The following is a 13,015-nucleotide window of genomic DNA, read 5'->3' on the forward strand; positions in this document are numbered from 1 at the left end:
GCCGATGGCAAGCTCCGCACACAGCATCAAGGCGGTGGCACCAGCCACCGCCCGTCCATCCACCGGGACGCTGCGCCGCCGCTCGCCGCGGATGCGCAGCGCCTTCCCCTACCTCCTGGTCGCGCCAGCCGTTCTCTACCTGCTGGCCATCACCCTCTATCCCGGTATCTTTGCAATCTACCAGAGCCTGTTCGTGGTCCGCTTCGTGAAATGGACCTGGGCCGGCCTCGACAATTACGAGCGCATCCTGCAGGACGCCGAGTTCTGGGCGGCGCTGTGGAATACGATCATTGTCGGCGGCCTGTCGCTCGGCCTGCAGACGGTGATTGCGCTGGCGCTCGCCTATTTTGCCTATCGCGATCCCCTCATCCGTGGCTGGCGGATCATCTATCTGATGCCGATGCTGTTCATGCCCTCGGCGGTTGCCTTCATGTGGAAGCTTGCCTTCAACGACGGGCGCGTGATCTCCGACCTCCTGATGACGATCGGGCTCACCCACGGCAATGTCGACTGGCTGGCCTCGGTCTGGCTGGCGCGGCTGACGCTGATCGTCGCCGATGTCTGGCAGTGGACGCCGTTCCTGTTCATCATCTTCGTCGCGGCCCTGCAGGGCCAGGACCAGGAAATCGAAGAGGCTGCGCGGCTGGATGGTGCCTCCTGGCCGGCAATCTTCTGGAACATCTCGCTGCCGATGATGCGGCCGGTCATCGTGGTGGCCGTCACGCTGCGCGGCATCGATATCACCACCATGTTCACCAATGTCTACATCATGACGCAGGGCTCGCCCGGCGGCGCGACGGAGACCATGAGCTTCTTCATCTATCGCCAGGGCTTCCGCATGTTCAATTTCGGCTATGCCTCCGCCGCCTCCGTGCTGATGCTGGCGATGACGATCCTGATTGCCCAGACACTCGTGAAGCGGGCCTTCCGCTCGGGGAGGAGCTGAGATGGCCTCCGTTCGTCGTGACCGAAGCGAACGCCTGTGGCTTCGCTATCTGATCCTCGGCTCCTGGGCGATCGTGTGTCTGGCGCCCATGCTGTGGTTTCTCACCATCGGCTTTCGTCCGCGCACGGAAATCATCGTGCCGCACCCGATCTACTGGCCAAGCTGGAGTCTGGACGCCTGGCGTCTGCTGGTGAGCGACTGGCCGATTGCCAGCTACCTGCGCAATTCCGTCGTGGCCGTCGCCGGCTCGGTCGTCATCGATCTCGTGCTCGCGATCCCCGCCGCCTATGCGCTGTCGCGCTACGAGTTCAGGGGCCGCGAGGATATCGGGTTCTACATCCTCTCGACCCGCATGATGGCACCCGCCATCGTCGCCGTGCCGATCTTCTTCCTGTTCAAGAACATTGGTCTTCTCGACACGGTCTGGGCGCTGATGCTGGTCTATGCCGCCATCAATCTCAGCCTGGTGACCTGGATCATCCGCAGTTACATGCTGGATATTCCGAAGGAGCTGGAAGACGCAGCCCGCACCGACGGCGCCGGCGACCTGACGATCCTTCGGGAAATCATCATCCCCGCCTGCCTTCCCGGCATCATCACCGCAGCCGTCATCGCGGCCATCTTCGCGATCAACGAGTTCCTGTTCACGCTGCTGATCGCCTCCACCTCGAAGGCCTACACCATGTCCGTTGCGCTGGCGAACTTCACCGGCGGTTCGGACGGCATCATCTACAACGCAATTGCGCTCGTCTCCTTCCTCGCCTTCGTGCCGATCCTGATCGTCGTGATCCTGATCCAGAAGCACCTGTCGCGCGGGTTGACGATGGGTGCGGTGAAAGGTTGAACCATGGCTTCCATTCAGCTCAACAATATCGTCAAGCGCTTCGGCTCCTTTGTCGGCGTGGAGAACATGTCGCTCGACATCGCCGACGAGGAGTTCCTCGTGCTGCTCGGCCCCTCCGGCTGCGGCAAGACCACGACGATGCGCATGATCGCCGGTCTGGAACATCCGACCGGTGGCCAGATCGTCATCGGTGGCGAAGTGGTCAATGAGATCGACGCCCGCGACCGTGACGTGGCCATGGTCTTCCAAGGCTACGCGCTCTATCCGAACATGTCGATCTACGACAACATCCGCTTCCCCTTGCGCATGCGCAAGGTGCCGGCGGACCAGCACGACCGGCTGATCCGCCGGGCGGCCGAGATGGTGGAGCTTGGCGCCTTTCTGGATCGCAAACCAGGCGCGCTTTCGGGCGGCCAGCGGCAGCGTGCAGCGCTGGCGCGCGCGGTGGTGCGCGAGCCGCAGGTCTTCCTGATGGACGAGCCACTGTCCAACCTCGATGCGAAGCTGCGCGCCAGCATGCGGGTGCAGATCAAGCACATGCAGCGGCAGCTGAAGGTCACCACCGTCTACGTCACCCACGATCAGATCGAGGCCATGACGCTGGCGGACCGGATCGTCATCATGAACCGCGGCATCATCCAGCAGGTCGGCACACCGGACGAGATCTATTCCGATCCGGCCAATACCTTCGTCGCCGGCTTCATCGGATCACCTCCCATGAACCTGCTGGCGGGCGAGGCGCGCGACGGCATCTTCCGGAGCGAAGGCATCGAGGTTCCCTGCCCCCGCACCGTCACCGGCAGCGTCACGCTCGGCATCCGGCCAGAGGACTGCACGGTCGGCGGCGGACATCTGCAAGGCATGGTCTATGGCGTCGAGCCGACCGGAGACATCACCTATCTGACCGTCCAGACCGGCAAGCGCGCCGTGGAGATCAAGGCGGCCCGCGATTTCCGAGCGCCGATCGACACGCCCATTTCGATTGGCTTCGATCTGTCGCGTCTCTATTTCTTCTCCGAGAACGGCGAGCGCATCCGGAGGCCTGCATGACCACCCGCTTCGATTATTCCTGCATGGGCTTTTACACCTTCGATGCGCTCTGCCGGCCCGTCACACAGATCGCACCGGGCGGCGGCACCTATTTCGTCGAGGATTTCACGATGGCGGTCTCGGGTGCCGCCGGCTCCGCCTCGATCGTCGCGGCCAAGCACGGGCTGCGCGTTCAGGCGGCCGGTGGCGTCGGGGAAGACGACATGGGCGACTGGGTGCTGATGAAGCTGAAATCCTTCGGCATCGATACCGGGCTGATGGCGCGCTGCCCCACGTTTTCCACGTCTTCCTCCATCGTCACCACACGACCGGACGGAGCACGCCCAGCGCTCCACAAGCGCGGCGCGACTGACGGCTTCTTCATCGATGACGATCAGCTCGAACGCCTGCTCGATACCCGCATCCTGCATGTCGGTGGCGTCGGCCTGATGAACCGGATGGACGATACGGGCCGCACGCGCGAGGTGATGGCGGAGGCAAAGCGGCGGGGCGTCATCACCACGCTCGACGTCTTTGCCTCGACGGCCGACGATTTGCCCAAGGTCGCACAGCTGCTGCCCTATACAGATTACTTCCTGCCCTCGGAGGAGGAAGCTCAGGCTCTTTCGGGCCTCAGCGACAACCGGGATCTCGCCCGGTTCCTGCTGGATCAGGGGGCAGGCTGCATCATCCTGACGCTCGGGGCAAACGGCGCCTATTACTGCAGCCGCGACGGACAGGAATTTCATACGCCGGCCTTCCAGGTGGATGTAAAATGCACCTGTGGCTGTGGCGACTGCTTCAATGGCGGCTTTGCGACCGGATTGATCAAGGGCCTGCCGGCGGAACAGTGCGTGGAACTGGCGCAGGCCTCGTCGGCACAGAACGCCACCGGGCTCGGCAGTCAGGCAGGGGTCAGGGATTACGCACACACCCTGGAGTTCATCCGTTCGACACGACGGCATCAGGGTCTGGAGGCTTTCGTGCCGGCTCTCACCACGGTATAAGAAGCCTCTCGGGAAGGGAGTGAATGCTGTGAATCTGATGCCCATCCGTCCGGATCCGACCACGCTGCGGGAGGTGCTGCGCGGCGTGCGCCACGTGTTGCGCAGCGGCCGCAAGTCCCTGCAGGATGTGGGCGCGATGGAAAACCTGCCGGAACCGGCGGCACGGCTTGCCAGAACGCTGATCGGCGATGTCGATGATCTCGCCCGCGGGCTGGACGGCATGGCCTCCAGAATTGCCGGCAAGGTGATTCCGTCCAACGGTTCGCCCGTCACGCCCTTTGCCGAATTCAACGCCCATCCGCAGGGCGATGCGCCTTTTGCCGTCGTGGCCTATGAGGCCCTGAAGAAGGCCGTGCGCCATCTTCACGCCCGCAATGCCTTCATCAGCGAGGCCGCCGCACGCGCGGCCTTCCAGCGCATGCGCCAGTCGGCAGCGCCGGGACAGACGGCGGAGGCCTCCGCAGCCGTTCTGCTTCTGGCCATGCTCGATCTGCGCGTGGTGCGCGCCGAGACGCTGACCGCAGAAACCCGTCTCAAGGCAGCGGACGTGGATGTTCTCGCGAGTTTTTCGGTGCTTCTGTGGCTGCTGGCAGATCGCTCGGACGCAGATCACGACATGGCGCTGCTCTCGGCCTGCGAACTTTCCCAGGCACTGGCCGATGGCATTCTTCAGGCCTCCGCAAGTCGCGACGTCGATGCACTGCGCCGGCTGTTCGAACGGTATGCCGTCAATGTCTGACCTGCCCCTTCTCCGGGTCGCGCTGCCGCCGACCAACCAGCCGCTACGCCTGGCCGTGCGCCGTTTCCGCTGGTTCAAGCTTGCCTTCCACGCCCATACGGAGGCAGCCGGCCGGCATCTCGGCTGCATCTTCGCGGTGGACGACGAAACGCTGGCGGATGTCTTTGTCCGCTGGCTGGAGGCGATCGACCGGCAGAACCCGCGCGACAAGGCGAGGCGCCGTGCCTTCTTCGAATTTGCCGCCTGCCTGATGCTGCGCGAACTGATTTCCGATCTGCCGGTTGCCAGAACCTCGGAGCCGAGCCGTAAAACGGGATCAGCCGGCGCCTTCTGGCCCGAAGGCTATGCCTGCACGATGTTCTGCCTGTCGATCCATGCTGCCGCCATGAAGCAGGAATTCAACCTCGACGTCGATATCAGCCCGAGCGTGGACGATCTTCGAAGCTGGTGGTCTTTCAAGGAAAATTCGGCGGAGAACCGCAGCTTCCCGGCCGGCTTCCTGCAAAAGCTTCTCGGCCACGAACCGAACTGGTCGATGCCCGACGTTTTTCGTGCGCAATTGTAGCCCTGCCGGTCCTCCGGGCGGAAATTGCGTCCGCCGCCAAGGCGGCACCGTTCCCATTTTCCCGAACGAAATTCCATCACGCGGACGGATATGATGCCTGCATCGGAAAGATGAAGCGCGGCAGTTACCGCGCCACCTGCTCCATGGCCGTTCTGACGGAGGCAGCATCACCGAGACCGGCCACCACGCCGTGCATGTCGTCGCCGTCGATCCCGGCCCAGCGCAGGCAGTCGGTGAACTTGGCCCGCTTTTCCTCATCCGTCAGCGGGCAGGCGATCGATCCCTTCGCGTGAAGCCTCTCGGCGTGCAGGATACGGGCGTCCTGCAGCGTGATGGAAACCTTGTGTGGCAGACGCTCGACACCGCGCTCTTCCTCGGCACTGTAGGAGTCCATGGCAATCTTTGCCATATGCGTGCGCACTGCAGATTTCGACACCGCTTCCGGTGTGAAGTCGGACAATGACAATCGGCCCTGCAAGAGGGCAACCGCGAGGCAGTACTGCATCGAAAAGCGCGCCTGCATCTCGTCGGCCGGGTCAGGATAGGCGAGATTATCGCGGGCGGACCGGCCCACTTTCGTCTCGATGCGGATGACCTCGTCAAGCGAGAAGCCGTGCTCTTTCTGCAGGTCGAGGGCGGCATCGATCGCGCGATGCGTGGAGGCGCAGCAGGGATGCAGCTTGGCCACCAGCCCCCGGGTTTCGATGACATGCGCTCCATCCAGGGGCAGACCCGCCCAGCCGGCCGCCTGATCGCCACCGAACAGGTCGAGAAAGCCCTGGGGGCGCTCCAGAATATCCAGCCGGCCGGTCAGCCCGGCGCGGCTGAGCATTGCCGCCTCGATCGCGTTGCGGGCGGCCATGCCGGCATGAAAGGGTTTTGCGGCCGTTCCGAACTGCCCTTTGGGGCCGGCGGCCATGCTGGCTGCCAGACTCATGGCCTGCGCGACGCGATCCGCACCGAGCCCCATCAGGCAGGCAACCCCGGCCGCAGCCCCGATGCAGCCCACCGTCGAGGTGCCGTGCCAGCCCCTGTTGTAGTGGGAGGGATTGACCCCGAAGCCAACCGAGGCCTGCGCCTCGAGGCCGGCAAGATAGGCCGCAACGACCTGATAACCTGAGATCGACGCATCGGCCGTCGCGACCGCCAGCAGCGCCGGCACGAGCACGGCGGAGGCATGGGCGCGGGCCGGATGGAAGTTGTCATCGAAATCGAGGCAATGCGCCGCCGTGGCATTGACCAGCGCGGCAAGCGGGGGCGATGCGCGGCCGCCGGTCGCGAGCGGCGATGCTCCCTCTGCGCCGATGTCTCCGGCAAAGGCGCTTGCCACCGCCTGCGGCGCGGCGTCCACGGCGCCGGCCAGCATGCAGCCCACCGTATCCGTGATCGCATCGCGTGCCCGCGCCAGCGCGACGGGGGAAAACGTGTTGCGCAACACCACCTGCGCTGCGATCAAATCGAGAACCGTTGCCATTCCATCCAACCCCTGCAAGTCTTTGTTCCGGGCCGCATTGATGGGGAGCGATGCCCGACAGCGCAATCTTATGCAGATTGCGGGTGGTGCTATTCAGTTTGAGGAAGCAGGCATGCGGCAGCACAACGACATCACGATCAGCGTCAAGCACATCCAGACCTATGATGCGATTGCCGCAACCGGCTCCACCATTGCGGCGGCGGCAGACCTCGGCATTTCGCAATCCAATGCCAGCCGTCTTCTGCACCAGCTGGAAGTCTATCTCGGCGTGCGCCTCTTCGAGCGCGATAAGAACCGGCTGTCGATGACCCGCGAGGGCCTGCAGCTCGGCCCGGAAATCCGCGCGATCTCGGACCGGCTGACGGCGCTGAAGGTGACGGCCCGCGAACTGGAACAGGGGCGTTCGCTGGAAATTCCGCTCCGGCTCGCCTTTCCCGCCAGCCTTTCGGTGACGCTGGTGCCGCGCCTGATCAAGCGGTTCCTCACGGACAACGGCCCGGTGCGAATCGAGATCGCCTCCGGCAACTATCTGGCGATCGAGCGTATGGTGGCGGATGGCCAGGCGGATCTGGGCTTCACCCGGCTGCCCTCCCCCACCGCCGGCCTGCACGAGGAGCACGTCATGCCGTCGCGCAACATCTGCGTGATGCACCGGGACCATCCGCTTGCCGGACAGCAGGCCCTGACGGTGCCGGAACTGAAATCGCATGATCTCATCCTGCTGAACCGCGAGCGGCCCGTGCGCCACGAACTGGAAGCGCTGTTCTACCGGCAGGGGCTGCGCCAGCGGCCGGCCATCGAGGCCCATTCGGTCGGCTGCGCCTGCGCGCTTGCGGCGGAGGGACTGGGCATCGCCATCGTCAGCGCGCTGCTGGCGCGGGAATATGCCACGCTGCCGCTTGCCTTCGTGCCGCTGGAGCCGGCGCTTGGCGTCGACTATGCCATCGTCAGCTCGGACCGGCAGCCGCTGCCGAAATCGGCGGCCCCCCTGTTGCAGTATCTGCGCGAATGGGCATGAGAGGCAGAGGCCGCTTGACGGCATGGCATGAAGGTCCGCGCGCTCCATGATCAATTTCCGACAGCTCGAAGTGCTGAAAACCCTGCTGGCCACCGGCTCGACGATTGCCACCGCCAGGAGCATGGGGCTGAGCCAGTCCGGCGTCAGCCGTCTTCTGCAGCAGCTGGAAACGGATCTGTCGCTCCGGCTGTTCGAACGCGACAAGGGCCGGCTGATCCCGACGCCGGAAGCGCATATTCTGGCCCGCGATGCCGAGACCATTCTTCTCGGGCTGAACCGGTTTTCCGGATTGGCGGAGGATCTGCGCAGCGGCGCCAAGGGGCCGGAAGTCGTGCGCCTTGGCCTGCCGAGCAGCATGTGGGAAAATTTCGCGCCCGCCATGCTGGTCGATTATGCCCGCGACTATCCCACGGTTCGCATCGAAACCTTCTTCGAGACGACCTCGAACATTGCCCGGCTGGTGGAACAGAAGGTCATCGATTTCGGCTTCCTCCGCCATGAGGATCAGGTTCCGCCCGGCATCGACATGGAGATCGTGGCAACGGGCACCGGCGTCTGCGTGATACCGGAGGATCATCCGCTCGCCGCCCTCCGGGAGATCACGCCAAAGGATCTGCGCGGCGTGCCGCTGATCCTGATCGGACGCCAGAGGCCGACCCGCATGCTGCTCGATCAGACCTTCCAGCGCGCCGGCGTGAAGCAGAACGTCAAGATCGAGACGCATACCAACAGTTCGGCCTGCGCCTATGTGGCGCACGGGCTTGGGGTGGCGATCCTCAGCAGTTTCTTCGCCAACCTCTATCGCCATCTTCCCATCGTGCAACGGCCCTTCGTGCCGGTGACGACCCAGGATTTCGCACTGGCGACGCCTTCCGGCACCTCCTCCTCTCTGGCTGCCAAGGCGCTGATGGAAGCGCTGAAGCGTCAGATCGCCATTTCGCAGCAACAGACTTCCGCGACCTGAAGCACCGCCCGCGCGGATTGCCGCAAGGGGCGGTCAGACTGCCCGGAATCCGCATCAACATATGACAAAAGCGCATAATATTGCGCCATTTTTCGTAAACCTTCATAGTCTCGGCATAAACAGCCGGTGACTTTGTCAGATCCGGCCCCGCCAATCGCGTTCAGGGGAACCGATGATACGTTTCATACTTCACCGCCTGCTGATGGCGGTCCCTACGCTTGTGATCGTCGCCGTCACGGTCTTTGCGCTGATCCGCTTTATTCCGGGCGATCCGGCCGCCCTGATGCTGGGCGACATGGCAACACCGGACCAGATCGCCGCGATGCGCAGCGATCTCGGGCTCGACAAGTCCATGCCGCAGCAGTTCCTCGTCTGGAGCGGCAATGTGCTGAGCGGCGATTTCGGCCATTCGATCGTCAGCAAGGAAGCGGTCCTGCCGCTCGTCCTGTCACGTTTCATGGTGTCTGCCGAAATCGTGGTGGTCGCCGTCATCCTGGCAAGCCTGGTCGCGGTTCCCGCCGGCGTGATTGCCGCATGGCGGCAGAACAGCCTCACCGACCTTGCCCTTGTCGGCACGGCAACGGTGCTGTTGTCCATCCCCACCTTCTGGCTCGGCCTGCTGCTGCTCTTGTTCTTCGGCCTGAAACTGGGCTGGCTGCCGGTGCTCGGCTATGTCTCGATCGGCGACAACATCGTGGGCGGACTGCTCTATCTGGTTCTGCCGATCATGACGCTGGTCATCCACGAATCCGGCGTGCTGATCCGCATGGCGCGCGCCTCCACGCTGGAGGTGCTGCGCCTGGACTACATTACCCATGCCCGCGCCAAGGGCCTCTCGGAACAGGCGGTGCTGTGGAAGCATGCCTTCAAGAATGCCTTCGGCCCGACCTGGACGATGATCGGCCTGATCCTCGGCAACCTGCTCGGCGGCATCGCCGTCATCGAGACGGTCTTCACGATACCCGGCCTTGGCCGGCTGATGGTCGACAGCATCTTCCAGCGGGACTACCCGGTCATCCAGGGCTGCCTGCTGCTGGTCGCCCTGTCCTACGTGGTCGTCAACCTGATCGTCGACCTGCTTTATCCCCTCTTCGATCCGCGTGTGGTGGCCGAATGAAGTTCTTGTCTCTCAACGGCCTGATCGGCGGCATCCTGATTGCCGCTCTCCTGATCGTCGCAACCACCAGCCTGTTCTGGACACCCTTCGATCCGATGAAGCTCAGCTTCACCGCGCGTCTGGCAGCCCCCGGCGCCCAGCATCTTCTCGGCACCGACGAGTTCGGGCGTGATGTCCTGAGCCGCCTGATGATCGGCGCCCAGGCCAGTGTCTGGATCGGCGGATTGACGGTCGGCCTCGCGGTCATCGCCGGCACCCTGATCGGCCTGATCAGCGGCTATGCCCGTGGCGTCATCGATGGCGTCATCATGGCCATCAACAATGCGCTTCTCGCCTTTCCCGGCATCCTGCTGGCGCTTGGTCTGCTCGCCGTGTTCGGCGCCAACCAGTACGGCATCATCTTCGCGCTCGGCATTGCCTACACGCCCTCCATGGCGCGTGTGGTGCGTGGCGCCGTGCTGTCGCTGCGCGAGCGGGAGTTCATCGAAGCCTCACGGGTGATGGGCAACGGCGAGATCTACACCATGCTGCGGCATATCCTGCCCAACTGCCTGGCACCGATCACCGTCCTCGCCACCTCCATGTTCGGCTGGGCCATCCTGTCGGAAAGCGCACTCAGCTTCCTCGGCCTCGGCGTGCCCCCGCCGGCACCGACCTGGGGCAACATGCTGGCGGCCGGCCGGCCCTTCCTCGAACAGGCGGTCTGGCTCGGGCTGTTTCCCGGCCTCTGCATCGCGCTCACCCTGCTCGGCATCAATCTGCTCGGCGATGCGCTGCGCGACAGGCTAGACCCCCGCATGAGAGGTTTGAAATGACACAGGAAAAGCTTCTCAGCGTCAAAAATCTCTCGCTCGAGATCGCCCGCCGCAGCGCCACCGTCGTCAACGATGTCAGCTTCGACGTGGCGCCCGGCGAGATCTTCGGCATCGTCGGCGAAAGCGGCTCGGGCAAATCGCTGGCGACACGGGCACTCGTCTCGCTGCTACCGCCGGTGATCCGCAAGACAGCCGGGGAGATCATCTTCAAGGGCCGTGACGTGACCGCCATGAGCGACAAGGATCTGCGCAGCATGCGCGGCGCCGAAATCGGTCTCGTCTTCCAGGAACCAATGACCTCGCTCAATCCGTCCATGACCATCGGGCGGCAGCTGGAGGAAGGTCTTGCCCTGCATAGCCGGGCGACGCCTAACGAGCGACGCACCAAGATCCTCGCCATGCTGCACCGCGTCGGCATCCGCGATCCGGAAGGGGCGCTGACCGCCTATCCGCACGAGTTTTCCGGCGGCATGCGCCAGCGCATCATGCTCGCTTCCGTCATGCTCCTGAAGCCGGCCCTGCTGATCGCCGACGAACCGACCACGGCGCTCGATGCCGTCGTGCAGCGCGACGTCATGGAACTGATGGTGGAACTGACGCAGGCGGAAGGAACCGCGGTGGTTCTGATCAGCCATGACCTGCCGATGGTGGCCCGCTACACAAGCCGCATCGTCGTCATGGAAAAGGGCCGGATCGTCGAGGCCGGCAACACCGAGGACATCCTCGAACGGCCGCAGCACCCCTATACCCGCAGGCTGCTCTCCTCTCTGCCGATCCGCGGTGCGGCGCGAACGATCGAGACCGCCTCGGCGCCGGTTGTCTCGGCGCGCAACATCGTGGTGGACTATCCCGGCCGCAAGTCGCTTCTCAAGAAGGGGGCGCCCAAGCGGGCCCTGCATGGGGTCTCCATCGACATTCATGCCGGCGAAGTGGTGGCGCTGGTCGGCGGCTCGGGCTCCGGCAAGACCACGCTCGGACGCACCATCGCCGGCCTCGTGCGGGAAAGCGGCGGCGAGATCCTGTTCGAAGGGCGGCGGCGGGATGCCGACTGGCAGGACTACCGCCGCAATTGCCAGATGGTGTTTCAGGATCCCTATTCGTCGCTCGACCCGCGCATGACGATCCTTTCGCTGGTGGAGGAGGCCCTGCGTCTGGTGCCCGGCATCGACAGGGCCGCCAAGAGGAAGCGGGCCTATGAGACGCTGGAGGAGGTCGGGCTCGGCGCCGACTATGCGCTGCGCTATCCGCATGAACTGTCCGGTGGCCAGCGGCAGCGCGTGGCGATTGCCCGCGCGATCGCCCGTCGGCCCCGCTTCCTCATCGCCGACGAGCCGGTCTCGGCGCTGGACGTCACCGTTCGCGCCCAGGTGCTGACGCTCTTTTCCGACCTGCAGAAGCGCTACGGCTTTTCCTGCCTGTTCATCAGTCATGATCTCGGCGTGGTCGAACAGGTGGCGGACCGTGTGGTGGTGATGCAGGACGGGCGCATCATCGAGGAAGGCGACCGCGACACGATCTTCGACACGCCGAAGCAGGCTTACACCCGCCGCCTGCTCTCGGCCATTCCCGCACTCGATCTCAACGAGACCGGCGGCGTCCGCCTGAAGTGGCGCCTGGAGACCTGACCATGACCGATACCACAACCATCGAGAACACCGCCGTGGCCGAACGGCTGAATGCGGTCTGCGACGCGCAACCCTTCGTCACGCGCTTTGCCATCCGCAATCTTGTCACCGGCGAAACCTTCGAGCGTGGCGCGGATGAGGAAACCCCGTCCGCCAGCACCCGCAAGACATCGATCATGATGGCGGCGCTGAAAGCCGTCCGCGAGGGCAGGCTCGATCTCGATGAGCGCATTACCTATGAGGCGCGCTTCGCCGAAGAGGTGGCAAGCGGCATGTTCCGCTACCTGACGCCCGGCATCGTGATTTCGCTGCGCGATGCCATCACCGGCATGATGGTGCTCTCCGACAATGTCTGCACCAAGATGGTTTTCGAACGCCTGACGCTGGAGGAAGTGAACGCCTACTGCCAGGCGATCGGAATGAGGGGCACGCATCACCGTTTTCTCATCCCGCCGCTCGCCCTGTCGCCCGATCACGCCTTGAAATCGGTAACCACCACCACCGCGCGCGACCAGATGCTGCTGCTTGAGTGGATCCTCGACGCGCAGACCTCGGCTGCCGCAGCCGAACGGCTCGGCGTGACGCCAGAGCTTGCGGCCTATGCCCTGCAGACGCTCAAAAACCAGATCCTGCGCTATGCCATTCCGTCCCGCCTCCCCTTCGGCACCGTGGTCGCGCACAAGGGCGGCACCGGCAAGCGCGGACGCATGAATGCCGGCATCGTCTACCGCGACGGAAAGCCCTTCTACATCATCGCCGCCTTCACCGACGCGGTGCCCCAGGAAATGGCGGATGGAACACCGGGCTACACGCTGTCGCTCGAAACCATCGGCCGCCTGTCCCGCATCTGCTGGGATGGCTTTCACGCCTGA

13 protein-coding genes are annotated in these 13,015 nt (G+C 64.3%); 12 read left to right on the top strand and 1 reads right to left on the bottom strand.

Features of this window, described 5'->3' with window-relative positions:
- Window positions 1–4: 4 nt before the first annotated feature.
- From F3H95_RS11930 to F3H95_RS11955, 6 genes are read left to right on the top strand one after another with little or no spacing between them, the layout of a single operon-like run.
- Window positions 5–946, top strand: a complete 942-nt coding sequence (locus F3H95_RS11930) for a sugar ABC transporter permease (protein WP_142881190.1) — start codon at window positions 5–7, stop codon at window positions 944–946.
- Between the two features lies 1 nt (window position 947).
- Window positions 948–1,790 (top strand): carbohydrate ABC transporter permease, encoded by an 843-nt coding sequence (locus F3H95_RS11935; protein ID WP_142881191.1) that lies wholly within the window; start codon window positions 948–950, stop codon window positions 1,788–1,790.
- A gap of 3 nt (window positions 1,791–1,793) precedes the next feature.
- Complete coding sequence (locus tag F3H95_RS11940) at window positions 1,794–2,840, top strand: ABC transporter ATP-binding protein (RefSeq protein ID WP_142881192.1); 1,047 nt, start codon at window positions 1,794–1,796, stop codon at window positions 2,838–2,840.
- A complete protein-coding gene (locus tag F3H95_RS11945; protein WP_142881193.1) occupies window positions 2,837–3,826 on the top strand; it encodes a sugar kinase in 990 nt (329 codons plus the stop codon). The genes F3H95_RS11940 and F3H95_RS11945 overlap by 4 nt, the downstream gene beginning before the upstream one ends.
- A gap of 28 nt (window positions 3,827–3,854) precedes the next feature.
- The gene (locus tag F3H95_RS11950) at window positions 3,855–4,565 is read left to right on the top strand and encodes a hypothetical protein (RefSeq protein ID WP_149746131.1); all 711 of its coding nucleotides are present in this window, start codon (window positions 3,855–3,857) and stop codon (window positions 4,563–4,565) included.
- Window positions 4,558–5,130 carry a hypothetical protein gene (locus tag F3H95_RS11955; protein ID WP_149746132.1) on the top strand — a complete coding sequence of 191 codons (573 nt, stop codon included), beginning with the start codon at window positions 4,558–4,560 and terminating at the stop codon, window positions 5,128–5,130. The genes F3H95_RS11950 and F3H95_RS11955 overlap by 8 nt, the downstream gene beginning before the upstream one ends.
- Window positions 5,131–5,254: 124 nt before the next feature.
- On the opposite strand, the gene F3H95_RS11960 is transcribed toward F3H95_RS11955, so the two are convergent.
- Window positions 5,255–6,604: an MmgE/PrpD family protein gene (locus F3H95_RS11960; RefSeq protein WP_149746133.1), complete on the bottom strand. Its 1,350-nt coding sequence runs from the start codon at window positions 6,602–6,604 to the stop codon at window positions 5,255–5,257.
- Between the two features lie 40 nt (window positions 6,605–6,644).
- Here F3H95_RS11960 and F3H95_RS11965 point away from each other — a divergent pair, with 40 nt between their 5' ends.
- The 6 genes from F3H95_RS11965 to F3H95_RS11990 all read left to right on the top strand — a co-directional run bounded on the left by F3H95_RS11965 (window position 6,645) and on the right by F3H95_RS11990 (window position 13,015).
- On the top strand, window positions 6,645–7,622 hold the full coding sequence (locus tag F3H95_RS11965; protein WP_149746134.1) for a LysR family transcriptional regulator: 978 nt from the start codon (window positions 6,645–6,647) through the stop codon (window positions 7,620–7,622).
- Between the two features lie 49 nt (window positions 7,623–7,671).
- Window positions 7,672–8,586, top strand: a complete 915-nt coding sequence (locus tag F3H95_RS11970; protein ID WP_149746231.1) for a LysR family transcriptional regulator — start codon at window positions 7,672–7,674, stop codon at window positions 8,584–8,586.
- Window positions 8,587–8,758: 172 nt separating this feature from the next.
- Entirely contained in the window at window positions 8,759–9,703 is a 945-nt protein-coding gene (locus F3H95_RS11975) for an ABC transporter permease (protein ID WP_149746135.1), read from the top strand.
- The gene (locus F3H95_RS11980) at window positions 9,700–10,518 is read left to right on the top strand and encodes an ABC transporter permease (protein ID WP_149746136.1); all 819 of its coding nucleotides are present in this window, start codon (window positions 9,700–9,702) and stop codon (window positions 10,516–10,518) included. Before F3H95_RS11975 ends, F3H95_RS11980 begins: the two co-directional genes overlap by 4 nt.
- Window positions 10,515–12,143: an ABC transporter ATP-binding protein gene (locus tag F3H95_RS11985; RefSeq protein ID WP_149746137.1), complete on the top strand. Its 1,629-nt coding sequence runs from the start codon at window positions 10,515–10,517 to the stop codon at window positions 12,141–12,143. Before F3H95_RS11980 ends, F3H95_RS11985 begins: the two co-directional genes overlap by 4 nt.
- A gap of 2 nt (window positions 12,144–12,145) precedes the next feature.
- The gene (locus F3H95_RS11990; RefSeq protein ID WP_149746138.1) at window positions 12,146–13,015 is read left to right on the top strand and encodes a serine hydrolase; all 870 of its coding nucleotides are present in this window, start codon (window positions 12,146–12,148) and stop codon (window positions 13,013–13,015) included.

The sequence above is a fragment of the Rhizobium sp. RU35A genome, assembly GCF_900156005.1.
Classification (GTDB): domain Bacteria; phylum Pseudomonadota; class Alphaproteobacteria; order Rhizobiales; family Rhizobiaceae; genus Neorhizobium; species Neorhizobium straminoryzae.

What these genes read in the sequence shown, in the direction of transcription:
- F3H95_RS11955 (WP_149746132.1), top strand. Translation starts at nt 4,558, where the DNA reads ATGTCTGACCTGCCCCTTCTCCGGGTCGCGCTGCCGCCGACCAACCAG.
- F3H95_RS11930 (WP_142881190.1), top strand. Translation starts at nt 5, where the DNA reads ATGGCAAGCTCCGCACACAGCATCAAGGCGGTGGCACCAGCCACCGCC.
- F3H95_RS11940 (WP_142881192.1), top strand. Translation starts at nt 1,794, where the DNA reads ATGGCTTCCATTCAGCTCAACAATATCGTCAAGCGCTTCGGCTCCTTT.
- F3H95_RS11935 (WP_142881191.1), top strand. Translation starts at nt 948, where the DNA reads ATGGCCTCCGTTCGTCGTGACCGAAGCGAACGCCTGTGGCTTCGCTAT.
- F3H95_RS11980 (WP_149746136.1), top strand. Translation starts at nt 9,700, where the DNA reads ATGAAGTTCTTGTCTCTCAACGGCCTGATCGGCGGCATCCTGATTGCC.
- F3H95_RS11960 (WP_149746133.1), bottom strand. Translation starts at nt 6,604, where the DNA reads ATGGCAACGGTTCTCGATTTGATCGCAGCGCAGGTGGTGTTGCGCAAC.
- F3H95_RS11990 (WP_149746138.1), top strand. Translation starts at nt 12,146, where the DNA reads ATGACCGATACCACAACCATCGAGAACACCGCCGTGGCCGAACGGCTG.
- F3H95_RS11965 (WP_149746134.1), top strand. Translation starts at nt 6,645, where the DNA reads ATGGGGAGCGATGCCCGACAGCGCAATCTTATGCAGATTGCGGGTGGT.
- F3H95_RS11985 (WP_149746137.1), top strand. Translation starts at nt 10,515, where the DNA reads ATGACACAGGAAAAGCTTCTCAGCGTCAAAAATCTCTCGCTCGAGATC.
- F3H95_RS11975 (WP_149746135.1), top strand. Translation starts at nt 8,759, where the DNA reads ATGATACGTTTCATACTTCACCGCCTGCTGATGGCGGTCCCTACGCTT.
- F3H95_RS11945 (WP_142881193.1), top strand. Translation starts at nt 2,837, where the DNA reads ATGACCACCCGCTTCGATTATTCCTGCATGGGCTTTTACACCTTCGAT.